The sequence below is a fragment of the Shewanella sp. Koi 1 genome, from assembly GCF_052907445.1.
The window spans coordinates 2654093-2680217 of the sequence record NZ_JBREJM010000001.1 but is presented as its reverse complement, the minus strand read 5'-3'; the positions used below and the strand labels follow the sequence as shown (position 1 = coordinate 2680217).

At 48.9% G+C, this 26125-nt stretch carries 24 protein-coding genes; 6 read left to right on the top strand and 18 right to left on the bottom strand.

The genetic code is table 11. The features are described 5' to 3' along the window. Window positions 1-109 precede the first annotated feature (109 nt). Complete coding sequence (locus ACUZ8J_RS11755) at window positions 110-751, bottom strand: DUF938 domain-containing protein (protein ID WP_446693921.1); 642 nt, start codon at window positions 749-751, stop codon at window positions 110-112. 278 nt (window positions 752-1029) lie between these two features. Between ACUZ8J_RS11755 and ACUZ8J_RS11750 the strand changes: the two genes are divergently transcribed. Beyond that, window positions 1030-2319, top strand: coding sequence for an NAD(P)/FAD-dependent oxidoreductase (locus tag ACUZ8J_RS11750; protein WP_446693920.1), 1290 nt, complete (start codon window positions 1030-1032; stop codon window positions 2317-2319). An 86-nt stretch (window positions 2320-2405) separates the two neighbouring features. On the opposite strand, the gene ACUZ8J_RS11745 is transcribed toward ACUZ8J_RS11750, so the two are convergent. Further along, window positions 2406-3287 carry a LysR substrate-binding domain-containing protein gene (locus ACUZ8J_RS11745; RefSeq protein WP_126513035.1) on the bottom strand — a complete coding sequence of 294 codons (882 nt, stop codon included), beginning with the start codon at window positions 3285-3287 and terminating at the stop codon, window positions 2406-2408. Window positions 3288-3482: 195 nt separating this feature from the next. Here ACUZ8J_RS11745 and ACUZ8J_RS11740 point away from each other — a divergent pair, with 195 nt between their 5' ends. The 3 genes from ACUZ8J_RS11740 to ACUZ8J_RS11730 all read left to right on the top strand — a co-directional run bounded on the left by ACUZ8J_RS11740 (window position 3483) and on the right by ACUZ8J_RS11730 (window position 6664). Beyond that, window positions 3483-4622, top strand: coding sequence for an S-(hydroxymethyl)glutathione dehydrogenase/class III alcohol dehydrogenase (locus ACUZ8J_RS11740; RefSeq protein ID WP_011622557.1), 1140 nt, complete (start codon window positions 3483-3485; stop codon window positions 4620-4622). Window positions 4623-4749: 127 nt separating this feature from the next. Next, entirely contained in the window at window positions 4750-5589 is an 840-nt protein-coding gene (gene fghA / locus ACUZ8J_RS11735) for an S-formylglutathione hydrolase (protein WP_011622558.1), read from the top strand. A 289-nt stretch (window positions 5590-5878) separates the two neighbouring features. Continuing rightward, a complete protein-coding gene (locus ACUZ8J_RS11730) occupies window positions 5879-6664 on the top strand; it encodes a S1 family peptidase (RefSeq protein ID WP_446693919.1) in 786 nt (261 codons plus the stop codon). Between the two features lie 133 nt (window positions 6665-6797). On the opposite strand, the gene ACUZ8J_RS11725 is transcribed toward ACUZ8J_RS11730, so the two are convergent. The 16 genes from ACUZ8J_RS11725 to ACUZ8J_RS11650 form a co-directional block, all read right to left on the bottom strand. Next, window positions 6798-7148: a YdbL family protein gene (locus tag ACUZ8J_RS11725; RefSeq protein ID WP_011626323.1), complete on the bottom strand. Its 351-nt coding sequence runs from the start codon at window positions 7146-7148 to the stop codon at window positions 6798-6800. Between the two features lie 24 nt (window positions 7149-7172). Continuing rightward, on the bottom strand, window positions 7173-7373 hold the full coding sequence (locus ACUZ8J_RS11720) for a YnbE family lipoprotein (protein ID WP_011622561.1): 201 nt from the start codon (window positions 7371-7373) through the stop codon (window positions 7173-7175). 13 nt (window positions 7374-7386) lie between these two features. Next, window positions 7387-10584: a YdbH domain-containing protein gene (locus tag ACUZ8J_RS11715; protein ID WP_446693918.1), complete on the bottom strand. Its 3198-nt coding sequence runs from the start codon at window positions 10582-10584 to the stop codon at window positions 7387-7389. Between the two features lie 258 nt (window positions 10585-10842). Beyond that, on the bottom strand, window positions 10843-12030 hold the full coding sequence (locus tag ACUZ8J_RS11710; protein ID WP_446693917.1) for an aromatic amino acid transport family protein: 1188 nt from the start codon (window positions 12028-12030) through the stop codon (window positions 10843-10845). A 664-nt stretch (window positions 12031-12694) separates the two neighbouring features. Beyond that, window positions 12695-13354 carry a bifunctional phosphoribosyl-AMP cyclohydrolase/phosphoribosyl-ATP diphosphatase HisIE gene (gene hisIE / locus ACUZ8J_RS11705; protein WP_023267317.1) on the bottom strand — a complete coding sequence of 220 codons (660 nt, stop codon included), beginning with the start codon at window positions 13352-13354 and terminating at the stop codon, window positions 12695-12697. 44 nt (window positions 13355-13398) lie between these two features. After that, on the bottom strand, window positions 13399-14172 hold the full coding sequence (hisF, locus tag ACUZ8J_RS11700) for an imidazole glycerol phosphate synthase subunit HisF (protein WP_126513040.1): 774 nt from the start codon (window positions 14170-14172) through the stop codon (window positions 13399-13401). Then, complete coding sequence (gene hisA / locus ACUZ8J_RS11695) at window positions 14154-14891, bottom strand: 1-(5-phosphoribosyl)-5-[(5-phosphoribosylamino)methylideneamino]imidazole-4-carboxamide isomerase (protein WP_446693916.1); 738 nt, start codon at window positions 14889-14891, stop codon at window positions 14154-14156. The genes hisF and hisA overlap by 19 nt, the downstream gene beginning before the upstream one ends. A 117-nt stretch (window positions 14892-15008) precedes the next feature. Continuing rightward, window positions 15009-15659 (bottom strand): imidazole glycerol phosphate synthase subunit HisH, encoded by a 651-nt coding sequence (gene hisH / locus ACUZ8J_RS11690; RefSeq protein WP_446693915.1) that lies wholly within the window; start codon window positions 15657-15659, stop codon window positions 15009-15011. A gap of 145 nt (window positions 15660-15804) precedes the next feature. Continuing rightward, window positions 15805-16896 (bottom strand): bifunctional histidinol-phosphatase/imidazoleglycerol-phosphate dehydratase HisB, encoded by a 1092-nt coding sequence (gene hisB, locus ACUZ8J_RS11685; RefSeq protein WP_446693914.1) that lies wholly within the window; start codon window positions 16894-16896, stop codon window positions 15805-15807. Window positions 16897-16978: 82 nt separating this feature from the next. Then, the gene (hisC, locus tag ACUZ8J_RS11680; RefSeq protein ID WP_446693913.1) at window positions 16979-18169 is read right to left on the bottom strand and encodes a histidinol-phosphate transaminase; all 1191 of its coding nucleotides are present in this window, start codon (window positions 18167-18169) and stop codon (window positions 16979-16981) included. Between the two features lie 66 nt (window positions 18170-18235). Further along, window positions 18236-19537 carry a histidinol dehydrogenase gene (gene hisD, locus ACUZ8J_RS11675; RefSeq protein ID WP_446693912.1) on the bottom strand — a complete coding sequence of 434 codons (1302 nt, stop codon included), beginning with the start codon at window positions 19535-19537 and terminating at the stop codon, window positions 18236-18238. A 3-nt stretch (window positions 19538-19540) separates the two neighbouring features. Then, entirely contained in the window at window positions 19541-20440 is a 900-nt protein-coding gene (hisG, locus tag ACUZ8J_RS11670) for an ATP phosphoribosyltransferase (RefSeq protein WP_086903682.1), read from the bottom strand. Between the two features lie 662 nt (window positions 20441-21102). Continuing rightward, the gene (locus ACUZ8J_RS11665) at window positions 21103-21930 is read right to left on the bottom strand and encodes a hypothetical protein (RefSeq protein ID WP_446693911.1); all 828 of its coding nucleotides are present in this window, start codon (window positions 21928-21930) and stop codon (window positions 21103-21105) included. A gap of 66 nt (window positions 21931-21996) precedes the next feature. Then, window positions 21997-22323: a DUF7716 domain-containing protein gene (locus ACUZ8J_RS11660; RefSeq protein WP_446693910.1), complete on the bottom strand. Its 327-nt coding sequence runs from the start codon at window positions 22321-22323 to the stop codon at window positions 21997-21999. A 54-nt stretch (window positions 22324-22377) separates the two neighbouring features. Then, entirely contained in the window at window positions 22378-22830 is a 453-nt protein-coding gene (locus ACUZ8J_RS11655) for an acyltransferase (protein WP_446693909.1), read from the bottom strand. An 87-nt stretch (window positions 22831-22917) separates the two neighbouring features. Then, the gene (locus ACUZ8J_RS11650) at window positions 22918-23259 is read right to left on the bottom strand and encodes a hypothetical protein (protein WP_446693908.1); all 342 of its coding nucleotides are present in this window, start codon (window positions 23257-23259) and stop codon (window positions 22918-22920) included. 302 nt (window positions 23260-23561) lie between these two features. Between ACUZ8J_RS11650 and ACUZ8J_RS11645 the strand changes: the two genes are divergently transcribed. Both ACUZ8J_RS11645 and ACUZ8J_RS11640 read left to right on the top strand, forming a co-directional pair. Next, entirely contained in the window at window positions 23562-25541 is a 1980-nt protein-coding gene (locus ACUZ8J_RS11645; protein ID WP_446694933.1) for an ATP-dependent DNA helicase, read from the top strand. Window positions 25542-25604: 63 nt separating this feature from the next. Then, entirely contained in the window at window positions 25605-26105 is a 501-nt protein-coding gene (locus ACUZ8J_RS11640) for a rod shape-determining protein (RefSeq protein WP_446693907.1), read from the top strand. Window positions 26106-26125: the final 20 nt, after the last annotated feature.

Sequence of the window (26125 nt, the reverse complement as noted above, 5' to 3'; positions counted from 1 at the left end):
CAGTTTTCCATTCTAAGTGATGCGAATTATAGGTTCGCATCTGCTGAGTTATGCTGGCGATGAAGTCTTTCAAGGTTCTGGCATTACGTTACATAACACCACGGCAATATTATTTTTCCTGTTTTGAAAAATGCAGCAGCCGATTATTGGCGGGCATGGCGGTATCAGCAACCAATGTGATGGCTTGCGCTTGGGCGAGCTGAATAATCCATTCTATGTCCCGAATACCACTCTCACTATCTCTTTGTTTTAAATACTGATCGAATTGACGATTACTGTCGCTGGTAAACTGGCCTTGGTAGTTAAAAGGGCCGTAAATACAGAGGGTATTGAGTTGTGGCAAATATTGGCTCAAACCAGCAAAAAAGGCTTCAACCATGGTTTGACTCATAATATGCAAGGTATTGGCGCTGAAGACGGCGTCGATGCGGGTGTCATTAATGGGCCAAGGTTGGGTGACATCGAGTGCGAAGGGCAAGCCGAGGTTGTTGATACCTTTTTGATGCCCTTGTTGGCGACATCTTGCGCTAATGCCCTCAAGATAATCGGTTTGATCGCTGGTTTGCCAGAAAAGCTGGGGCAGATTTTCTGCAAAATAAACTGCATGTTGTCCTGTGCCGCTGCCAATTTCCAGCACCTGTTTGGCGCTGGCAAAGGCGGTTTGTAGCACGGCGAGTATTGGCGCTTTGTTATTTTCACAGGCTTGAGAAAAGGGCTGTAAGCTAGGCGGTGTTTGAGGATCCTGAAACATGGTATGTCCTAAATTTATCCTTTCGGGGGCTGGCAAAGTGCTTGCCTTGCAAAAACGCGGTGTTAGCCTGCCATCGCGGTCGTAATGGCTTGTAGCTTAAGCCAATGCGGCGGTAAATTCTATTGATAAGCACGATTTGGGATGGCCGCACGGGTTGAGTTTTATTCGGCTCTACAATCTTCTGTTGACCACGATATTAGCTTAGATATACTCAAAAATTCTGAACAAATGTAAAAAATATAAAACAAAAACAGCTTGAATCTGTTCAAAGGATCCCTATGTCTGCTAAACGCTGCGCGTCTTATTACAATGCCACCATCAAGCAAGAGTCTGATTATCCTGAACTTGAAGGCGAAATTCGGGTCGATGTGGCCATTATCGGCGGTGGATTTACCGGTGTGGCAACGGCGGTGGAATTGTCTGAAAAGGGTTACCAAGTGGTGCTACTTGAGGCCAATAAGATTGCTTGGGGCGCGACAGGGCGAAATGGCGGCCAAGTGACGGGGAGTTTGTCCGGCGATGCCGCCATGACAAAACAATTGCGGCGTCAGCTTGGTCAGGAGGCCGAAGATTATGTGTGGAACCTTCGTTGGCGCGGCCACGATATTATCAAAAACAGAGTGGCGAAGTATGGGATTGATTGTGACTTAAAATTTGGCCATATCCAAACGGCGTATCGCCCCGCACATATGGTCGAGTTACAGCAAATGTTTGATGAAGCTAATCGCCGTGGCATGGGGGAATTGATGACCTTAGTGCCAGCGCAGGAGATGCCCGCCTATTTAGCTTCGCCCTTGTACCACGGTGGGCTGGTCAATCAGCGGAATATGCATCTGCATTCGGTGAATTTATGTCTTGGTGAGGCGCGAGCGGCGGCTTCATTGGGCGCTAAGATTTTTGAACATTCGCAGGTGCTGGATATTCAGCAAGGAGAGCTTGCTACTGTGGTCACGCCAAAGGGCAGGGTGAAGGCAAACAGTGTGCTTATCGCCGGTAATGCCTATCACAAATTGGGCCGGCCTCAGCTGCGTGGCATGTTATTTCCTGCCTCACTTGGTAATTGTGCGACGGCTCAATTACCGCCAGAGCTGGCTAAGCAACTCAATCCGCAGGATTTAGCCGTGTATGATTGCCGTTTCGTGCTGGATTATTACCGCTTAACCGCCGATAACCGTTTGATGTTTGGGGGCGGCACCAATTACAGCGGCCGCGATCCTAAAAACGTTGCCGCCGAGCTGCGTCCGGCGATTGAACGCACTTTCCCCCAGTTAAAAGGCGTTGACATTGAATTTGCCTGGGCTGGCATGGCGGGGATAGTGATTAACCGTATTCCCCAGCTGGGCAAGATAGCGCCGAATATCTTCTATTGTCAGGGATATTCGGGCCATGGCGTGGCGACTTCCCATATCATGGCCGAGATTATGGGGCAGGCGATCGATGGTCAAATGCGAGAGTTCGATCTCTTCGCTGCCATGCGTCATATCCGGATCCCATTGAATGAATGGTTTGGTAATCAGGCCCTTGCGCTTGGGATGCTGTATTACACCTTGAGGGAAAACTGGCGCTAAATAGCGAGTAATCCGTCAAGCTCAAGCGCGTTATTGGTCGCAATATTGGGTGATTTTTACTCTGGGTCGCCGCGATGGACTCGTTACTACGCATTCTCCATCGCCAGTTTCTCCGCCAGATAATCCACTAATACCCTTACTTTGGCGCTCAGGTGACGATTCTGCGGATAGAGCGCCCAAATGCCTTCTTTAGCTTCGCGGTGCGCGTCGAGGAAGGAGATGAGTCGGCCTGCATGTATATCTTCTTCAATATAATAATCAGGGAGTTGCACTATTCCTATGCCCTTTAATGCTGCATCTCGCAGGGCGTAGCCGCTGTTGCAGATAAGGTTGCCACGTACCTTAATATTGCGCTCACGGCCATTTTCAATAAAGCGCCAGTAATTGTGATTCCCGATCAGGCAATTATGTTGATTTAACTCCGAAAGCGTATGGGGCTCACCGTATTTTTCAACGTAACTGGGCGAGGCGGCCACATAATGGGTGCGGCTACTCAAGGGTTTAGCCATCAGACTGGAGTCGGCGAGTTTGCCAAGGCGAATGGCTAAATCGTAACCGCCTTCAATCAAATCTAAGGTTCTGTTGGTCAAGTCGACATTAAATTCCACGCTGGGATATTGCACCATAAAATCATTGAGTAACGGCATGATAAATTTTTCGCCGTAGGCCACGGGCGCGGTGAGTTTTACCAATCCTTGGGGTGAGCCTTTTAGATCGGTAATTGCCCGCTCGGCCTCCTCGAGGCCTGTTTGCAATTGGCGGCAATGACGATAATAAATCGTGCCTTCTTCGGTAAGCGATACCTTGCGAGTCGTACGGTAAAACAGCTTAGTGCCGAGGCGATTTTCCAGCGCGCCGATTTGCCGACTCACGTGGGCGGTGGACACATTGAGGCGCTGTGCAGCCAAGGTAAAGTTCTCGGCCTCGGCCACTGCTACAAATTCTGATATGCCATCCCAAAGGTACATTGTTGCTTCTCAGTAAAAATGAATTGCCAAAATGCTAGATTATCAATCCTCAGGAAATAAATACAATCTAGTGACTGCATTACCGCACACTATTTTTAAGCTTATCCATCCGCCTCAATCTATGCTTACAAGCGAGTAGGGCTAGGATAAGCCGTAAATCGATAAGCCCATTGATTAAAAGAAGGAAAGACAAGCATGTCGAACGAAAAACCACAGTTTATCAAGTCAAAGGCCGCCGTGGCCTGGGGGCCGGGACAGCCGCTCAAGATTGAAGAAGTCGATGTGATGTTACCTAAAGCCGGCGAAGTATTAGTTCGCATCGTGGCGACTGGGGTGTGCCATACCGATGCGTTTACCTTAAGTGGTGACGATCCAGAAGGCGTATTCCCAGCGATCCTCGGCCATGAGGGCGGTGGTATTGTTGAGCAAGTGGGCGAAGGCGTGACCAGCGTGCAGGTGGGCGACCATGTGATCCCTCTCTACACGCCTGAGTGTGGCGAATGTAAATTCTGTTTATCGGGTAAAACAAACCTGTGCCAGAAGATCCGCGCTACCCAAGGCAAAGGTTTGATGCCAGATGGCACCACGCGTTTCTATAAAGATGGCCAACCCATTTTCCATTACATGGGCTGTTCTACCTTCTCTGAATACACTGTATTGCCTGAAATTTCATTGGCTAAGGTTAATAAAACTGCGCCATTAGAAGAGATCTGTCTGCTAGGTTGTGGTGTGACAACAGGTATGGGCGCCGTAATGAACACTGCTAAGGTGGAAGAAGGCGCGACCGTGGCGATTTTCGGCCTAGGTGGTATCGGTCTTTCGGCCATTATTGGTGCGACCATGGCTAAAGCTAGCCGGATTATTGCCATCGATATTAACGAATCTAAATTCGAACTTGCCCGTAAATTAGGTGCAACCGATTGTATTAATCCGAAACATTTCGACAAACCTATTCAAGAGGTGATTGTCGAGATGACCGATGGCGGCGTGGATTACTCCTTCGAATGTATCGGCAATGTCAATGTGATGCGCAGCGCGCTCGAGTGTTGTCACAAGGGCTGGGGCGAGTCAGTGATCATTGGTGTTGCAGGCGCAGGGCAGGAGATCTCCACCCGTCCGTTCCAACTGGTGACGGGCCGAGTATGGCGCGGTTCTGCCTTCGGTGGCGTGAAAGGACGCTCGCAATTACCTAAAATCGTTGAACAATACCTAGCAGGTGAGTTTAAGCTCGATGACTTTATCACCCACACTATGGGACTTGAGCAAGTTAACGAAGCCTTCGACTTGATGCATGAAGGCAAGAGCATTCGTAGCGTGATCCATTTCGATAAATAAGCGCTCAGTTTGCCATCACAGCAGCAGATAACCGCTAACGGCTTATCTGCTGCTTATGCGTTTTAAGCTTGTGATAGAGTCTTGAACGGCAAGCTAAACGCTGAAAGTGAACAGGAAAGGGATTGAAATGACCATAGAAAATATCAGCTGTAACAAGAGTTTTGGTGGTTGGCACAAACAGTATCGCCATCAATCTCAGGCGCTGAATTGCGAGATGCGCTTTGCGATTTACCTGCCACCCGAGGCGGCCAACAAACCTGTGCCAGTGTTGTATTGGCTATCGGGTCTCACCTGTACCGACGAAAACTTTATGCAGAAGGCGGGCGCGCAGCGTATTGCGGCTCAGTTGGGAATGGCTATCGTCGCCCCCGATACGAGTCCCCGTGGCGATGATGTTGCCGATGCGCCGGATAAAGCCTATGACTTAGGTCTTGGCGCGGGGTTTTATTTAAACGCGACCAGAGCGCCTTGGAATCGCCACTATAAAATGTACGACTATATAGTGCATGAGCTGCCAGCGCTGATTGAAGCGAATTTCCCCGTAACCGGGCAGCGCGCTATTTCTGGCCACTCCATGGGCGGGCACGGCGCGTTAGTGATAGGGTTAACCAATCCTCACAGATACAGTTCAATCTCGGCCTTTAGTCCTATCAGTAATCCAAGCAATGCACCTTGGGGGATTAAAGCCTTTACCGAGTATTTAGGGGAAAATCGCGAGCACTGGCGCCAATACGATGCCTGTGAGTTGCTAAAACTGGCGATTAACGAAGTGCCTGTATTAGTCGACCAAGGTGATGCCGACAGCTTTTTAGAGGCGCAACTGATGCCACAAACGCTCAGTGATATCGCCAAAGCAAAAGGCTACCCGTTAGATTTACGTATGCAGGCGGGGTACGACCATAGCTATTACTTTATTGCGAGTTTTATTGAAGAGCACCTTAAATTCCATAGCTTGTATTTTAAATAAGGCTGCAAATCGTTAACCCCTTTCAGCATTAAACCTTAGAGTTAAAGCCTAGGGGTAAATATTAAAAAGCGCGGTGAACACAAGTTCGCTGCGCTTTTGTTTTCTACGGATAAATTGCGATGTCATTCAACATGTCATGTTGATCAATCACGGCTGAATGATGTGAATGCAGCGGCTATATCTCAAATGATAAAAAGCTGTTAAGTTCTCGACATTAATGATGATTCATTCTCGATATTCTCATCACGCAATATTGGCGAATAAATATACGCAAGGATAGGAGTTCAATATGAAATGGATGTTCGTACTGTTACTGGCGATAACGAGTACCGCCAATGCCATGATTATCAGGCATGATGTGGATGACGCGAAATATCAAGCGGCGGCGCAAAGCGATAATTCGACGGTCAGCTTTTTAGGATTTTATAAAGGCGATGAAATCGTGCTTGGTACTGGCAGCCTTATCGATAAGCAATGGATTGTGACGGCGGCGCACGTGGCTAATGAGCTAATGGTCGGCAATAAGGTGCAATTTAAAACGCATTTTTACCCGATTAAAGACGTGATAAAACATCCCCTTTGGAAAGAAAGGCACTTTCCCTACGATATTGCCTTGGTTCAATTGGCTTCTCCCATTGAGGATGCAACACTCGCTAAATTGAATCATGCCTCAACCGAAACGGGCAAAATCGCAACCTTCGTCGGACGTGGCGATTATGGAAATGGGCTGGTGGGCGTTGCGGGGGCCGACAAACAATTACGCGCGGCACACAACGCCGTGGTCGGTGTGCAGGAGCAATGGCTGCAATTTGCATTTGACCGTGACGCGAATGCCTTACCATTGGAGGGGATTAGTGGCCCAGGAGATTCGGGCGGCCCCGCGTATCTCGCATCGGCCGATTCAGTTTGTCTTATCGGTGTCAGCTCATGGCAAAATGCCGAGTCAACGAATTGGGAAGAGGGCAAGTATGGCGTGATTGAGCATTACTCACGTATTTCATTCTTTCGGGATTGGATTGAGCAAACCTTATTTCAGGCATCAAAGATTGTGCTCGCTGGCTGTTCTGATAGCTAACAATGCTTAATGCTGCAACGGATGTGATATGGGCGTACAGCCTCAGCATAAAACAGGTACGTTTTTCATTCCGTGATCAATGATAGAGACAAAAACGCCTGCAATTGCAGGCGTTTTTGTCAGTGCTAACTCTCTACTTTTTAACCCATTTTCCTTGGGCGTTTTGCACATAGTTGCCTTTATCTGTGGCGGCGATGGCTTTTTCGCCGGCAAGTTTAGCGACATCGGCGGCGGAGATATTGTTCTTTTTAGCGATGGTTTCGTAATGGGCGCGGCGTTTGTTATTCACATCGTCCATCACGGCTTTGGCCTCGCTATTATTTTGCACTAGACCCAGATAGCCATTGAGCTGCTCACCTAAGTAACCTTGGGATTTGGCTTCCTGTAGTGACATTGCAAAGGCATTTAAGCTGAATAAACTCAGGCCGAGCAACAGGAGTAATGTTGGCTTTTGTAGCAGGGTTTTGAGTGGCATTGATTTCATTGTATATTCCTCAATTCTTAGTGATTAGAACAACTTATCATCTGATAGAAGCTGATCTAGCTCCTTATCCACTTTGATTTTTATCTCGTGTTCAATTTTCACATTGAGATTAATCACAATCGGTTTATCAGGCGGCTCAATCTTTACCGTTGGCGCACAGCCTTGCAATGCCGCCAGTAGCAGCAATGCACCTAAACTCACTTGCTGTAATTGAATGATCTTCACTGAGGTTTCCTTGTTACTTCACGGATTTTTCGATTCTGTCCTGCAGATCGTTACCAATCTGAAGACTCCTGAATAATTGCAGCATGTTCTCTTCATGAGAGTAATTCAAGTGGATGGGGCGTTCAATCCCTTGGCTGCGGCCTTTGACTTCCACTAAGAGCTTGGCATCACCGGTTTGATCCATATCGAAACTACTGGATAACTGGCTGTATTCTAAATGTTCTAGTGCCGAAAATACAAAGTCGAGATAAGGTTGTGATTGACGCATTTGATCGACCGCCGGATTGCCCGAAATCGCAATAAGGCCACCGGGCGCACGGGCCGCCAACTGGCCACCGCTGATCGAGACTTTGCCATCGACCAAATCCACGGGTAATACACCATCGAAAATACCATCGGCATAGATACCAATTTGCGGCTGAATGCGCAGCACTTCCTCAAGGCTCATGCCCTGCAATAATAGATAGGCGTGGGATTTGTCCTGTAATTTTAAATTAAAATCAGGCAGTAAGAACTGGCCGCTCAATACTTTGCCCTTAGCAGTCATCGACACGTCGGTATCACTCAAGCCCGTGAGTTGTTGCAGCCAATTGTCGGGAAGCTTTTCGGCATCCTTGGTGAGGGCAATATCGGCCTCCACTTCGATATCGGTCAAGGGAAAGCCGGGATCGAACAAATTAAAAGTCATCACGGTATTCGGGCAGTTTAGTCGGCTTAAACTGCTGAAATAGCCTGGTGCTTGCGGCGCCTTATAGGATTGCCCCCAAGTGAACTCGCATTGGGCCTGTAATTTCCCGCCTTCAAAGGTCGTGTCTTGATAAAAACCTTCCAGCTCTGTCATCGACTGGGTAATTTGCATGGCAAATTGGGTCTGCTCTGGCTCATGTGTCAGCTTAAATTGTGCTTGTAATTGGTTATGGCCAGTCACATTTAACTCAGCGGGCAAGGGCTGGGTTTGATTAAGCAAAGATAGTGCTTCTGTCATGCTGGTATCGACAACCCATTGGCCGGTTAACAGCAGTGATTTGTGAGGCGCGGCGAACTGTAATTGATGGTCGCTTTGCAGCTCAACTGTGCCGACTTGCCACTGTTCATGGCCGTGAAGACGTTGGTTTTGCCAGTTTAACGTCTGCGCGAGTGCCAAATTATCCAGTTTAAGCACAGTCTGTTTACGTGTGCGGCCTTTGGCGCTGAGCTGCTTTTCAATCAAGAGTTGCTGCGCTTGCCAGTTCACTTGATTACTCAACTGACTCGATTGAATAGCATTTTCAATGGATTGCAACGAGGAGTAATCGAGGGTCATCGCCTTTGATGTCTCAAGGGAGAACGTCTTGAGGCTAATATCGTTGCGACTGCTCTGCATTGCGCTCGCGGCGGTGCCCGCAAGATTCTCTACCGCTTGGCTCACGCGCAGCTGCGACAGGGCGAGAGAGAGCGGCGGTAGATTGAAGGCAAACTCGGTTGATTGCGCGCCAGTCGTATCCTGAGTCGCTAACGGGGTAGCACTCGCGGTCATGGGAGCCTTAGCGTTGAGCTGAATATTACCAAGGCTTAACTGCGTCTGTTTAGTTTGATGCTCTGCGGCTTGCGCAGTTTGCTGTAGCTGTAGATCTTCAAGTGCAAATTGTAAGGTATCGCTTGAGACATTCGAGTCACTCGTCACTGGCGCTGTGCTCACTTGCCAATTCAGCCCTTGAGCCGACTGAGCAACGCTGACATGTCCCGCCGTTTGAAGTATTCCCGCGTTCCAACTGAAATCCTGTGGTGCTGCATGCCAGAGTTCCCGCAGCGACAGCGGGGTCGTTTGCGTAAGCGCCAGTTGCCAGCGGCTCGCGACCTTCCAAGCATCTGGCGTGGGCGTTAACTGGATATCTTGTAAGTGAATGCGTGTATCAAGCTTACTGCCTAAGGTGCTTAACTCGAATGTGGGCAGCGCTATGGGGTCATGGCTGCTCGCTTGAGATGTCAGCGTATAATGCAGTGGCGTTGTCATCGAAAAGGCAAGGCCCACGGGCGCCTCGGTGCTTTTAAGCCCCGACAGCAGGGTAAGGAGCGCTTGAGAGTTTTCATCGCTCAATTGCAGTGACTGATTAAGTGCGGCGAATAGCTGCGCGTGCTGTGCCGCATTGGGGGTGAGCGCAAGACCAAAGGGCTCGAGGGTGAGATTAAGTGAAGCAAGTGATCCACTAAGCTCAAACCCCAAAGCTGGCTGGGGCGCGAGCGTTAAGTCGGCAAAATGGCTTAAGTTGATGCTGGGCTGCTGAATGCGGTGTCGGCTTGTGATTTCGCCGCTGGCGAGTGTCATCGTGCTCTCAGAACTGAGTTGCCCACTTAATCCTATCCCAAGTTGTTGCCACTGTTGATCCCACTGGGTTAATTGGTTGAGGATGCTCCCTTGGGTTTGGCGCAGACCAATTTGATGCAGGTTTTCCAGTAGCGGCGCGATATTCAGTTCGCTCTTCAAGCGCCATTGTTCGTTGCCAAGCGTCGCGGCAAGCTGGGCTAATGGCTCACCCTCAGTGCTGCTAAAGGCTGTGGTTAATTCAGCTTGATGATTGAGGCTGAGTTTATCCATCACCAGCTGATAGGCCGGAAGCTCTGCCTGCGGCGCTAATCTGAGTGTGGTTTTACCTATATCAATTAAAGGTAAGGATTTGATATTTAACGCCAACGCTGGCGTTTGTTCATCGGCGATGGTGGGGCTTCGCTCCAGCAGCGATGCGCCGAGTTCAACGTCTATCTCGCCCGTGCTAATGCGCTTGATTTTTTGAGTTAAACTCTCAACTTGGACAAGTTGCTTCAGTTCTTCAAGGCTTTTGGGCCAGTTGAGTTCAAGCTGAATATCCAGGTTATTGATCACTAAATGCGAGTCATGTACACGCAGGCTCGCAGAGTGAATGTGCCAATGTTCTAAACCCATGGGGCCTAAACGAATATCGCTAAGCTCACCGTCCATGCCGCTTAAGGCATAATTCGCGACGCGAAGGATCAGGGCTTCGGTTTGACTGTTGACTATCCAAATGGTTAGCGCCGCGCCAGCTAACAGGCCCGCCCCAGTGGTGGCAATCAGGCTTTGTTTTAAGCGCTTTTTGAGTGTAGAACCGCGGCGGTGCGCCGAATCTGGCGCTGCGGCCGCCGTCGCTTCTTGAGGCATCGCCTGATGCGCGTGCTCGGCAGTCTCCTGTTCTGGCGATGTCGGCGTGTTAACCATGGGGTTCGAATGTCATCCTTATCATCAGCGCCTTGCTATTGTTCCCCGTGGGAGCGTGAGGCGATTTGGGGCTGCCGATGCTGAGCGGCAAGCGGGATTAGCGGCAGTTTAACACTCAAGCCGCTGGCTGACTAATAAAGAACTTGGCAATCTTGCGCGAAGCAAGACTGAGTGCCTGTCATTATTCATCTTGATTTTACATGCACTTATATGGCTTTAGCCAAAATAGCGTTTATCCCGATTGTTTATCCGTACAGCTTATCCCAAGAGCTGAGCGCCAATCACGGCCACTCCGCAGAGCATCGCTAACAGTAAACCGAGCTTCCCCCCTGCGACGCGGTAACCCTGTGGCAAGTTCGCTTTATCGCGCGTTTGTCTTTGTACCCACACCATGGCCACGGGTAAAAAAATCGCGAGGATCACGAGGGCGATTGCCGCATAACCGAGGGCGGTAATAAATCCCTGCGGGTAAAAGAGGGCAAACCCCAGAGGAGGCACGAAGGTTATGGCGGCGGTAACACTGCGACCCGCGGCATTATCCTGTTGCCTTAAGTTAGCCGCCATAAAGTCAAACAGACCGAGGCTGACCCCTAAAAAGGAGGTGGCCAGCGCCAGATCGGCAAATACACTGATGGCAGAACTTAAGTATTGGCTATGCAGTACACTGGCTAATTGATTGATAAAGCCTGAAAGACTCTGATTCGTCATCAGTTGGCTTTGGCTGAGCACGCCTTGGCTGCCCAGTTGCCACAGCAGGTAAATCAGTAGCGGTAACGCCGAGCCGAGCAGCATGATTTTACGCAGGCTTTTTACCTCAACGCCTAAGTAGCGCACCACGGACGGAATCGAGCCATGAAAACCAAAGGAGGTAAAAATCACTGGAATGGCTGACACGATAAGCCCTTGCTCTAGTGGCAACTCGAGTAAATGTGTGCCTTCGACCTGCGGCAGTAATAGGGCCAGCATTAGGATTAACGCAATGATTTTCAAACTAAAGAGCACGCGATTGATCAAATCGACACAATGGGTGCCTAAACCGACTATGGTGCCGACTAACAGGGTAAAGAAGATGGCGCCCGCCTGCGGTGGCAGATCTAACCCTAACCATGCATTGAGCTTTTGATTGACTTGCTCGCCGCCACCCGCGATATAGGCGGCGCACAGGGCGTAGAGTAAAAACATCAGGGCAACACTGGCAATCACTTGGCCCTTAGCGCCCAAAAGCGTGCGGGCTAATTGGTTCAGGCTCGCATCGCTCGGGGCAAATTGATGGATTTCAACCATCAGCAGGGCGGTGTAGGCCATCAGCGCCCAGAGGAGCAACATAATGATGCTCGATACACCAAAACCGAGTCCTGCCGAGGCGATAGGGAGTGCGAGCATACCCGCGCCAATGGTGGTGCCTGCAATCAGTAGCAAACTGCCGAAAAATTTATTTTGTGTCATAACTTTACGCTCAAACGTCTTTATTAATGGCTCAACTGTCTCAGTTGAGTGCTTTATTGAGGAGCTGTGCAGAGTGGCGCGTGATACTGGGAACTAAAGGGTACGTGGTGTACCTGTATTGTGATCGTGGCGCAATCTGCGGATCGTTGGGGATATGGCCACAATGGAAGGTCAGGCGAGTGTGCCTATCTATGCCATTGCGGCTACAGATAGGGATAATAAGCTGTGGTAATACGCATAAAACTCGCCTTTGCTTGGGGTTAATTCGGCACTTAATAACATCGAGTGACTTGAACACATCTAATGGCTTGGTCACATCACATAACGAAGGCAATTCGCCTGTTTTTAAATTTGTCTTAAATGTTAATAAGTTGCGTCAATGCCTCGTGCGGGTTCGAGGACGCAGGCTACGATAGGCAGTTAAGGTGTACTTGTCAACCATTACAACAGTATTTTGCAGATTTTTTGTCAGGGGCCAAGTGTACAATTTGTGTGACGTCGTGCCGTTTTTAGCAGAGGTTAAGAGTAGCAAGGTGGATTATGGAGGCTGAACTTTTGTTGGTTACGGCAAGTGAATAGGCCGTAACTGAATGCAAAATCAAGAGTACTCTGCCGCAGACCAAAAGGAATGCGGCAGAGTGGTGCTTCGAGGTTTGAAAGCGGACTACTTTTGCTGCGCTTTTTGATGGCGGGCAAGCAAGTTGGCGTTAATATCACTTAAGCTTAGTGATTGATCCTCAAGCAAGACTAACAAGTGATACACCAGATCCGATGCCTCGTTAATCAGCTCCTCTTTATCGTGAGTCGCTGCGGCCAAGGCGGTTTCTAATCCTTCTTCACCGACTTTTTGGGCGATGCGTTTGGTGCCTCGGGCAAATAAAGAGGCGGTGTAGCTCGACTCAGGGTTTTGCCCCTTACGCGAGGCGATAAGCTCGGCTAGATTGTTTAAAAACGGGTGCGCATTGCCATCGAGCCAGCAGCTTTCGGTGCCTTTATGGCAGGTTGGGCCATTTGGCAACACCTGCACCAGCAGGCTGTCGTTATCGCAGTCTTTATCGATGGCAACCAATTTTAGGGTATGGCCCGAGGTTTCGCCCTTGGTCCATAAACGTTGCTTAGAGCGGCTAAAAAACGTCACATCACCGGTTGCCAGTGTGTGCTGCAGCGCGGCTTTATCCATAAATCCAAGCATTAACACTTTGCCCGATAGGTGATTTTGGATAACCGCTGGGATAAGCCCCTGTTGTTTTTCCCAGTCGAGGCTATTAACCAGTTCTGCGCTTGCAGGGCCTTGGCAACAGCTTGAAGTGGTTCCAGTTGTCATATCTGCATACCTTATTATTTCTATCAATCGCTACTGATGTTGAGTTACTGGCGAATGGCGATGCCTTCGGCCGCTAAATACTGTTTTAACTCGCCGATATTGATAATGGCTTTATGGAACACGCTGGCCGCCAGCGCTGCATCCACCTTAGCCTCGATAAACACATCGCGAAAATGCGCCATAGTGCCAGCGCCGCCCGAGGCGATTAAGGGCACGTCGCACAGCTGGCGTACGAGGCTTAACTGTTTGATATCATAGCCACCACGCACGCCATCTTGGTTCATCACGTTGAGCACGATTTCGCCGCAGCCGCGTTTTTGTACTTCTTCGACCCAATCCTGAGTGTACCAGGCGGTTTCTTTGGTGGCGGCTTCATCGCCGGTAAATTGCTTTACCTTATAACTGTCGCTTGCCGCATCATAAAAAGAGTCTATGCCGATCACTATGCATTGGCGGCCAAATTCATCCTGCAGGCGTGAAATTAAACTCGGATCGCTGAGAGCGGGTGAGTTGACCGAAATCTTATCCGCGCCAAAGGCCAGTAACTCGCGGGCTTGGCCGATGGTTCTAATGCCGCCGGCAACGCAGAAGGGGATATCGATTTGCTCCGCCACTCGGCTCACCCAAGACTTATCGACCACTCGGTCGTGGGCACTGGCAGTGATATCGTAAAACACCAGTTCGTCGGCGCCCTCTGCGGCGTAACGCGCCGCGAGTGGCACTATGTCGCCAACAATTTCATGGTTGCGAAACTGTACGCCCTTAACCACGCAGCCATCTTTCACATCTAAACAGGGGACTATTCGTTTGGCCAGCATTGGATTGCCTCCGCCACATTAAACTGATTGATTAGTAAAGCTTTACCGATAATGATGCCCGCGGCGCCACTGTCTCTGACGGCGGCAACATCTTCAAGGGTGGCAATGCCGCCCGAGGCTTGCCAAGCGATGTCGGGATAGCGGCTGGATAGCTCTTGATAGAGTTCGGTATTGGCGCCTGTGAGGGTGCCATCGCGACTGATGTCAGTCACCAGCGCATGTTTAAGCCCAACTTGGCTAAAGTCTTCAACGATAGATTCTAGACTCTTACCGCCACCGCTTTGCCAGCCAGAAACCGCAACGATTTTCTCGCCGCTCTGATTGATATTGACATCCAGTGCGAGGCAAATAGCCTCGCTGCCAAACTTGTTAAACCAGCCCTTGACTAACTCGGGCTCTTTGACGGCGAGCGAGCCTATCACCACGCGTTTAACCCCAAGGGATAATAACTCGGCGACTTGTTCTTCAGTGCGGATCCCGCCGCCCACTTGAATATTGGCGTTAAGCCCCGCAGTCAGCTTAGCAATCAAAGCCGTTTGGCGTTTTGTAGGATCTTTCGCGCCGGTTAAATCCACGATATGCAACCAGTTTGCCCCTTGGTCTTGGTAGGATTGCAACTGGGCCAGCGGGCTTAAATCGAAGGTGGTCTGCTGCCCATAATCCCCTTGGTAGAGCCTAACTACCTTGCCATCAATTAAATCAATTGCTGGAATGATCATCTGTTGTCCTTAATTCTTTTGGCGCATTTGCTGCCGCGCTTTATTGCTGCATGTTGTGGCTGAAAAAAGCTGGCTTAGCCAAAATTAGCTCAGTCAAAAGCTAATAAGCGATTGCATTTACTGCATTTTTAAAAAGTTACCTAGGATTTGTGCGCCCACTGCGGCGCTCTTCTCGGGGTGAAATTGCACGCCCATAAAGTTGTCTTTACCTATGGCGGCGCTAAAGTCCTCACCATAACGGCATTGCGCCAAGGTGTAGTCGCTTAATGGTGCGCGGTAGCTGTGCACAAAATACACGTAACTGCCAGCTGGAACACCGGCAAACAGCGGGTGAACCTGGGACGGATTGCTAAAGGTCAGTTGGTTCCAGCCCATGTGCGGCAGAGGTAAATCTTCGGCCTTAAGTATTTGACGGTCTAGCTCGTCGATCTCAGTTGGAATAATGCCTAAGCATTGGCAATCCAGCGCTTGGCCGCCGCGTTCTTTAGAGAGCAGCGTGAGCATTTGCATCCCTAAACAGACACCCAGCACGGGTTGAGTTAACCCTTGAATTAATTCGACTAAGGCTTTTTCAGATAATGAAGCCATCGCGGCGCCAGCGCTGCCGACACCTGGCAGTACCACACGTTTAGCGGCTTTAATGCTGGCTTTGTCATCGGTGACTAACACCTTAGCGCCGAGGCGCTCAAAGGCGAAACGGACCGAGCTTAAGTTGGCGCAACCTGTGTCTATGATGACAACATCAAATTCATCTATGTTTGCTGACATTGGGTTTTCCTATTGATGGGTCAGTGGGGAAGCGGTTTGTCGCCGCATCCCGAAACTGCCCCTCGTTAAAATCATCAGGCTTTGTATTATTCGCTAATCAATCTGCATCAGGTCATTAAGCACCTAACTCAGATTTATCACGGTGTTAGAGCACGCCTTTACTCGATGGCAACACATCACCTTCAACTTTGACTGCCTGACGCAGCGCGCGGCCCAGTACTTTAAATAGCGCTTCGACCTTGTGGTGATCGTTGTCTCCCTCGGCGGCTACATGCAGGGTGCAGCGTAGGCCATCGGCAAAAGATCGGAAAAAGTGCGGCACCATTTCGGTGGCCATTTCACCGACTTTTTCCCGTTCAAATTGGGCGGCGAATTTGATAAAAGGCCTGCCGGAGAGATCGAGTAAGCATTCGCCCTTGGCCTCATCCATAGGCAAACTAAAACCAAAACGGGCAATACCGCGTTTATCGCCAAGTGCTTGGCGCAGTGCGTCCCCAATCGCCAATGCCGTGTCTTCAACGCTGTGGTGATCGTCTATCTCGAGATCGCCATCGACATTCACCTCCATTTTGAAGTTTCCGTGGGTGGCGATTTGATCCAGCATATGGTCGAAGAAACCAATGCCTGTGTTGATGGCGCCTTTGCTGGCATTGTCGAGATCGACAGTCACGCGAATATCGGTTTCCTTGGTGGTGCGTACCACAGTCGCGGTGCGGCCCTTGTTGAGTAAGGCATCGGCAATCGTGTCCCAGCCTAGGCTGCCACGCTGATATTGAAAGCTTTTAATCCCCATGGCATTGCCCAGTTCCACATCTGTGTGTCTGTCACCAATCACGGCAGACTGAGTAAAATCGATGGTGCCTTGGGTCAAAAAGTCTTTTACCAGCCCAAGTTTAGGTTTGCGGCAGCTGCAGTTTTCATCGTTAAAGTGCGGGCAGATGAGTACATCTTCAAACTTAACCCCTTGGCTAGACAGGATTTGCATCATCATATTGTGCGGCGCATCGAAATCTTCCTGCGGGAAGGAAGGGGTACCGAGTCCATCTTGATTGCTGACCATCACCAACCTAAACCCAGCTTTTTGCAGGCGCAGTAAGGCGGGGATCACTTGGGGCTCGAATACCAGTTTGGCGAGGCTATCGACCTGTTTGTCGGTGATGGGCTCTTCAATCAAGGTGCCATCTCGGTCGATAAAAAGTATTTTCTGGGCGACATTTGGGGTAAATACTGGGTTCATGCTGCTACCTTTCAATTCAGTTTGTTATCTTTATAAAATCAGTCTATTAGGCCAATGCTGCGTTGATACTTGCGCTAAATGCTCACAGCTTTTGCGATTCAAAGAGCGACACTAAGCGGTCTGTGTCAGCCTGAGAGCTAAAGCTAAAACGAATGGCTTTAGCCAGCCTTGGGTCCTTATAGGCCCGCGCGACAATGCCATTGTCGATAAGCAGCTTTGCCACTTTTGCCACGTCGTCAAATTCGGCGAGCACATAGTTACCATTGGGTGTTAGCACGGCGCCGCCCCATTGTTCGCAGTACAAATTCAGCGCCGCCGCGAGTCGCTCGCCCTGAGCATTGAGTTCTTTGACTTGGGTTTTCATCCGCGCAATCCCAGCAGCGGATAGCGCTTGCACGGCCACTTCACTCACGGGCAGTGGCACGGGATAGGGCGCAATCACCCGCATGATGATTTCGATAATCTCTTCATTGGCGAGCAAAAAGCCGCAGCGCGCGCCCGCTAAGGCAAAGGCCTTTGAAAGGGTGCGTAGCACCACGAGGTTTGGGTAAGACTCGAGTAAATCGGCGACGCTATATTCGGGGCAAAACTCGATATAAGCCTCATCGACAACAACAATGGCGTCGGGTAGGGCTTGTATGGCTTGCTCTATGCGCGCCTTGTCAATCACTGTGCCAGTTGGGTTATTGGGATTACAGATAAACACTAACTTAGCGCCGCGCGCGGCCGTCGCAAAGTCACTTGGGAGACAGTACTCCGCCGTTAAGCTTAATGCCTTAACGCCCACATTAAAGGTTTGCGCGCTAATGGCGTACATGCCGTAAGTGGGCCCAAAGGTCGCAATTGAGTCGATGCCTGGAACACAAAAGGCACGGATCAGCAGTTCGATGGCCTCATCGGCGCCGCGACTGGCGACAATTTTACTCTCAGCAACACCGCTATATTGGCTGTAGGCATTGATTAACGCGGGCGGTTGGCACTCGGGGTAACGATTTAACTTAGATAAATCGAGTTCGGCAACGGCCACATTATTGAAGGGCGATTCGTTAGCGTTGATCCAAATATCCCCACGACCACCCAGCCTGCGAGCACTTTGGTAAGGCGTTAACTCGAGCAGTTCGGGCCGAGCAAGACGTGCGGCAAGGGTTGTTGGCTCGATGTTTATGTTTTCGAGAGTATTGTTATCGAGAGTATTGCTGGCGCAATTGGCGCTCGGAATATTTGTCACAGGCACATTGCTCGTTGGTGCTTGGCTAGTTGGCACTTGGCTCATCCTATTCATCCTAAGTCTGGCTACGGCTTTAATTAAGCGTACTGTTGATTGCGTTACTTATTTCCATCAGTCCTTAAGACTGGCTAAGCGTATCGCGACCGCATTTTTATGGGCATCGAGTAATTCATTGCTGGCAAGGGTCATTACCGCTTGCCCGAGTCCGAGTAGGCCCTTGGCACTGAGTTCTTGCACCGTAAAGCGGCGGCTAAAGTCTGCCAAGGAGAGGCTAGATACCGCGCGGCTATAACCGTAAGTTGGCAATACATGGTTAGTCCCACTGGCATAATCCCCAACCGATTCAGGTGTATAGGCCCCTAAAAACACTGAGCCTGCGGCGCGAATATGCTTTAGTACGTCCCGTGGGAAACGGGTTTGAATAATTAAGTGTTCGGGCCCATAGCGATTCGACACGAGCGCCGCTTCTCGCATATCTTTTACCAAAATGGTTCGGCTGCCTTTTAGGGCGGTCGCGGCAATCTCTTGGCGCGGCAGGGCGGCCAGTTGTGACTCGAGCGCTTGATTGACTGCTTGTGCTAGTGGCTCAGAATCCGTGACTAAAATGACCTGCGAATCTGGGCCATGCTCCGCTTGCGAGAGTAAATCCGCAGCAATAAATGCGCTATTGGCATCGCTATCTGCTATCACCAACACCTCGGAGGGTCCCGCTGGCATATCGATAGACACAGTGCAGCGACCATCTTGGGATACTAAGCGTTTGGCCTCGGTGACATAACGGTTGCCTGGGCCAAAAATCTTATCGACGCTAGGAATCGTTTCAGTACCAAAAGCGAGTGCGGCAATGGCTTGCGCACCGCCCACTTGATAAATTTCGGTGATCCCACAGGCGTTTGCCGCATACACAATCGCATCGTTAATCGGCGGCGGACTCACCAATACGCGTTTTTCGCAGCCGGCAATTTTTGCTGGCAGGGCCAACATCATCACGGTCGAAATGAGGGGCGCGCTGCCGCCGGGAATATATAAACCCACTTTTTCAATCGGTTCGCTACGAAGCTCGCAGCGAACACCCGCTTGGGTTTCAATCTCTATGGGGCGAAATTGCTGCGCGCTGTGGAACACATCAATATTGGCCATCGCTTGGGCAATGGCGGCTTTAAGTTCTGCCGAGACTCGTGCGCTGGCGGCGCTAATCTCGCTTTCACTTAAACGCAGGCTGTCGATATTGGCACTATTAAAGCCATCAAACTTTTGATTAAACTCTTTCAGCGCCGCATCGCCACGGCTAGCCACGGCATCAACAATCGCCCGAACACTTTGTTCTAAGCCGCTGTCACCAATTAAAGGTGAGCGTTGGAGCGCGGCTTTTTGTTCATCGGTGGATAATGCTGCCCAAGTCAAAATATCCATAGATCACCCCATCATTTTTTCAATTGGCATTACGAGGATAGAGCTGGCACCTAGCGCGGTGAGCTGCTCCATGGTGTCCCAGAATAAATCTTCAGTACTGACGGCGTGGATGGCCACTCGATTAGTATCGTCGTTTAATGGCAGCACAGTCGGGTTTTCGGCGCCGGGCAGCAGGGCGACAATTTGATCTAAGGTTTCAGTGGGGGCGTGCAGCAAAATATATTTACTTTCACGGGCGCGGATCACGCCGTTTACGCGGGATAAAATTCTGTCGATTAAGGCTTGTTTGCTCGGCGTTTGAGTTTGGGTCGATTGAATAACACAGGCCATAGATCGGTAGATGACTTCGGTCTCGTATAAACCGTTGGCCTCAAGGGTGGCGCCGGTGGAGACTAAGTCACAAATGCCATCGGCAAGCCCGGCACGCGGCGCGACTTCAACCGAGCCTTTTAACATACAGTCGCGATAACTTATGCCTTTTTGTTGCATAAAACGGCGCAATAGGTTGGGGTAGGAGGTGGCAATTCGCAAGCCTTCCAAGGATGAGGCATCGGCATAGCTAAATTCGGTTGGCACAGCTAACGACAGGCGACAGGCACCGAAATCCAGTTGGCGTAATTTCACAAACTCGGCGGGTTTATTTAAGGTTTGACGCTCAATCTGCTCTTCTTCGAGCACGTTCTCACCAATAATGCCTAAATCGACCACGCCATCCATCACTAGCCCTGGAATATCATCGTCACGCACTCTGAGTAAATCGATAGGCATGTTGTCTGCGTGCGCGATAAGACGTTGTTCATTAATGGAAAACTTAACGCCGCAGCTCTTGAGTAATTGCTGTGAGTCGGTGGATAAACGGCCAGATTTTTGGATGGCGATGCGTAAACGGTTTGATTCAGTCATAGTCTTGTCTCGCTCAAAGTTAACAAATTCAAAATGATATTCTTTTGTCGCATGGTTTAACTGGTTTCTATGTTTGGCTGGCGTTTATCTAGCTAACATATTGAAATTACATACTAAACACGGGTTAAGCTGTAAGTTAAAAAGCCTAAAAGCAAAAACCCCCGGAATTCCTTCCAGGGGTTAGTGATCATCTTTGAATCAGTCCGCCAGAAGGATACAGTCCTCCGGCAGTGAGCGTCCGAAGGCTACCGCATATGGTGGTGATGATGGTGGATAGCGTTCAGTAATGGGCTCATATGACTCTCTATACTCTGTATTCTGTTGAATTCGGTGCTGATGGATACTTATCCATCGAACGTTTTTTTAAGCTAACCGCTTTCTGTGCCGTTTGCAACAGCTAATTTAACTAAATAAGAATATTTATGCGCTTTATGAAAATGTTTCATCTTGATGGTCGCTGAAGGTAAATCAACCGATTGCAAGAGGGGACTACTTGAGGTTTGCTAGGAATGGGCAGAAAGCTGACTCTACGTTTAGAACCGTTCGGCAGCTAGAATAGCGGCAAGGATGGCAGATTTTATCTAGCAGCATCCTCTAGACTGGCGATTGCGGATGAGTGTCAGTCACAGCGCTAATACCGAATTAGCGCTGTGACATCCTTTTTATTGTGCTAAATATTCTCCAAACAGATGTTCAACTATCTGTTGGCAATATTTATCTTCACCACGCCAATATTCGGCAAATACCCAGTCATTTTTGCCTTGACGTTGTCTATCGAAACAACGGGGTTTTAATATTCCCAGACTGGCTAATATTTCAATCAATATTTGTCGCTCAGCTTTACTCGATTTTATTACACTCGCTAATCTTTTCTCCAATGCGCTGGGATAATCGCTCGGCTCAGATGTTTCGATAATCGTTAATATCTCCCTAAAACAGGTAATATCATCTGTCGTCGGCTCTGGAATATCTGCATTGATAAATTGGCTTAAATCAAAATAGGTATACAAAATATCCCCATGGCGCACGCCGCCCCATTTAATGCGCTCGAAATTGAATACGTTAATATCCATCTCGTTATAGGATTCACTTCCTCGGATGCCATATTGACTGTCTCGGCAAATGCCACAGGTATAGGAGTGTGCCGTTGGTTTGCCATCCGTGTAGGAAGTGCCTGAAATGACGGGTGTATAGTGGTGTGATGGAATTTTTTGGGCGATCGCATAGGATGCAAGGGATGAGCGCCAATCCAATCGCCGAGAGGTTAGACTGCTTAAAAATCCTTTTGTTACTTGTGCTTGCGATATGCCTTTAACTAGCGCTGTGATGGCAAGGATGCATTCATCGTGGGAGATAGTTAAAGGATCAAACATTAATCCTTTCGATTTGGCGTAGTTAAAGTCGGACTCGGAGAGACTTCTATTTTTGGCGTCAATCCAACCATTCTTCCAATAGGTGGAGAATAAAATCCTTTTTGCTTTTTTATCCATATCTGATTCTTTTTTATCTTTTAACAATTGGGTTTAATATATCTTAAAAAATCTCAACTAAAGCGGTTAACACTCTACATTTATATAAGCATCGTTTTGATAGTAATAACTGACAGCATGAATTAAGTCATACAAGCTGGCATTTGGTCGCTGTTGCACTAAGTTAGCCTTGATACTTTGTAAATCGGCAATGCTCAAAACGTATTGATAGCCTTGGGTTTGTGGAAAGAGAGGCTCATCCTGTTGGTCGCGCTCTTCTTCAAGTTCATCGTCAATGATTAACACCGACATTGTAGGACTTAATGGTTGATCTAGTGCTTTATACACATCCAAGTGCCACGAAAAAGAACCAAGTTGAGATAATAGGGTTTCCAAGGTTAATGTTAATCGCATGAAATATCCTTTTGAGCGAGGATCATTTACATCATTTGGACGAGTTAATTAGGGTTAAGGATTCAATAGACCCAGCATGAATTCGGTTAACGCAAATGATGAGAAAATAAACAGTAAATTAATCAAGGCCCGCATAATCCAAGGTAATGCGCCGTAGGAAAGGCCATATTTATTTGAGGCAATCACGATAATTCCCATGATGCCAAACCAGGGGGTAAAAAAGAACATGGCTTGCCATTTAACCAGAGCGACGGCGAGATCATGTAGCGCACCGCTGACCAAAAAGGTGACGAGTACGGCGAGCCACATGGGCAGAAACTGACTGGTTGGACGCATGACATTACGTGATAAATAATAACCCCAAATCGGATTCCAATAATGCCAAAAAATGGGGAATGACTTAGCGCCAAGGGCGCGGGATAGCATATTTCTCATCGAGTGATTGGCACCCAGTGGCACACCATTTCGCTTTTTCACATATTGTGACAAAGATAATGTCGTTTGCATGGTTAACCCCTATGCTCCACGCTTACCTTGATAGTGAGCTATCTGCAGTCCGTTTTGCTGTCTAAAATATACGGTTATCAATATTGATTACAGCACTGCATCAGGCAAGCAGTAAGTTATGCTTTTATCTGCCATAGCATAACAGGTTTGGTCATTCTTTTCGGGTGACGGCCTTATGAAGATACCTGGGTTGCCATTAACACGAATCAGCTGCGATTGATTATCCTGTTTCATAAAAATGGTTCCTCCATTTTCGAGCGAGACATCAACTAGGTATTCGCTCATATTGGAGCAAATCGCGATATCACAGGATTCCGAGCGTTCTTCCTGCCCATTAATAACGAGGCATTGCGAAGTCACTTCATCACAACCTGCCCATGAGGCGGGGTTAAAAGCCAACAATAGTAAAAAAACAGAAAGGTATTTCATCGAATCATCCTGTCGCGTTATAAACGTTCCTCCGTGGCAAGGAGCACCAATTTTTTAAGCGGGGTTTCGACTGGCCGCCAAACTTCGCAATATTCTCGCATAGAACTATGTTCATGTTGAATTCGGCGCAGGACTGAAACTATTGGTATTATTAGGCGGGCTTAATTACACTGCGGCCTTACGGAGTCAGGCTCCTTAATAATTGTTTACGACTTAAGCCACAGTCCGCCATCTTAGAACCGTATTATGTTAACCCTATTAAAGGACCTCGCACGCCCTTGAATCATTCCCGACGCCCAGCGATGCGGCAAGCCAAACTTCAGCAATCCAATCTGCAGTCGAGCGACGCTCAACGTCCAATGAGCCGATTGGCGAGTGAAGTGCTGCGCGCTTTTGCCAGCGATGGGGTACTTGCCAAGCATATTCAAGGGTTTAGTGCGCGTCAGAGTCAGGTTGAAATGGCACAAATCATCAGTGAAGCGATTGCGAGTAAGGGCAATGCACTGATTGAAGCGGGAACTGGGGTCGGTAAAACCTTCGCGTATCTAATTCCGGCGATCTTAAGTGGCAAGCAAGTAATCGTGAGCACGGGCAGTAAAAACTTGCAGGAGCAATTGTTTCTAAAGGATTTACCCGCATTGACATCTATGCTTGGGATTGCGCCCAAGCTTGCCTTATTAAAAGGCCGCAATAACTATTTATGCCAGCATCGACTCCATAGGCAGATGCAGGAGGCCAGCCATATTGAGGCGCGCTTATTGGATGATTTACTCAAAATCAATCAATGGGCGGGTATGAGTAAAGATGGCGATATCGGTGGCTTAACCTCAGTTGCTGAAAACTCTCCCGCGCTTCCCTTAGTGGTCAGTACCAAAGAGACCTGTCTTGGGCAGCGCTGCGAATTTTATGATGCCTGTTTTACCCGTAAGGCCCGCAGCCGCGCCATGGACGCAAAAATCATCGTGGTGAATCATCACTTATTCTTTGCTGACAGCGTGTTAAAGGATACGGGCTTTGCCGAGCTGTTGCCCGATCCCGATGTCGTGATCTTCGATGAGGCGCATTTGTTGCCAGACATCTGCGTCAGTTACTTTGGGCAGCAATCGTCGAGTCGCACCATCGATGATTATCTGCAAAAGTTATTGCAGATTTATCAAACCGAGCTCAGCGATACGGGGCAGATTGCTCAATTTTGTCAGCGCTGTTTAACCAAGTTAAGTGATTGGCATAATGCGTTATTTTCGAGCGGCGAGTCGGACTGGCGGATGCAGCTTAGTAATAAATCCATCGCCTTAGCCTCTTGGGATTTATTGGCTGAATTAACCGCACTGCAAAAGCTGTTACTTGTACACGTGGGGCGCAGTGAATTATTGGATGATATTGCGGTAAAGCTGACTGAGCTTAATCATAAACTGAATCAATTTTTCAATTGTGATAACCCGCAGGCGGCGTACAGCGTTGAGTTTGGTAGCCGCTTTGTCATGCTGCGAATGTCACCCATCAATATTGCCCGCGAGTGCCAGCAGCTATTTGTCGCCAATACTAGCTGGATTTTTACCTCGGCGACCTTGCAAGTGAACCGCAGCCTAGGGCATTTTGCACAGGAGCTTGGGATAAGCGATGCTAAGGCGCATATTTTAGACAGTCCCTTCGATTATCCGCGTCAGGCGTTATTTTGTGTGCCGAGGCAACTGGGAAATGTGGCGAATCAACAGCAAGCGCTTAAGCAGTTAGTCGATGTATGTGTCAAAGCGATTGAGGCGGCGCAGGGGCGAACCTTTATTCTGTTTACTAGCCATAAAATGCTCGAGCAAACCGCGCTGGCATTGCGCACACGAACTCAATATCCACTCTTGGTGCAAGGGCAGGCGGGCAAGCAGAGCCTGCTGACCAAGTTTCGCCAACTGGGGAATGCGGTATTGCTAGGGACGAGCAGTTTTTGGGAAGGGGTGGACGTGCGCGGCAAGTTATTAAGTTGCGTGATTATCGATAAGCTGCCCTTTGTGTCCCCCGATGAGCCGCTTTACCGTGCCCGCGCCGACAATATCAGCCGTCAGGGCGGCGATCCTTTTACCCAAGTATCATTACCTCAGGCGATTATTGCGCTCAAACAAGGGGTTGGACGTTTGATCCGTGACGAAAAGGACAGCGGCGTATTGATTCTCTGTGATAATCGGATTGTGAATCGTCCCTATGGGCAGGCATTTTTAAACTCGCTACCGCCGATGGCGCGTACCCGCGATTTAGAGCAAGCGCTAGCCTTTTTAAGGCAAATACCTTGATAGAAAAATAATCGTTGGGGCAGACAAGCTTTATCTGGAAATATCTTTTTCGGGAGAATAGATGTGTTTACTTGGCTAAAGGGGTTAATTTCTAAAGACTTATTAATTGAGTTAAGTGAAGCTAAGATTATGATAAAGGCTTTTGGCGATAAGGCCAGTATCGAGTATGAACCCTTGCTCGCACTTGTTACTGAGCACAACAAAACGATGATCAAAGCTATCGGCCATGATGCTAACACATTGGACTGTGAGGGAATTCGCATTGTTAATCCGTTTTCACACCCTCGAATGTTTGTCGCAAGTTTTGCTCTGGCTGAAAAACTGCTTCAATACGGCATTTCTCAACTTCACTCCTCAGGATTTAGAGCGGCACCTAGAGTAATATTGCATCAATTGGAAAAGACCGAAGGTGGTTTAACTGATATTGAAGATAGGGTTTTGCGTGAACTTGCTTTGGGTGCTGGCGCCAGGGAAGTGGTGATTTATCTTGGCCCGAGGATCAATCCTCAATTTGAGCATTATGACGACATTAAACGTGCACAACTTATGATTAAGAAGGGATAAAAACTATCCCTTCCACTTCA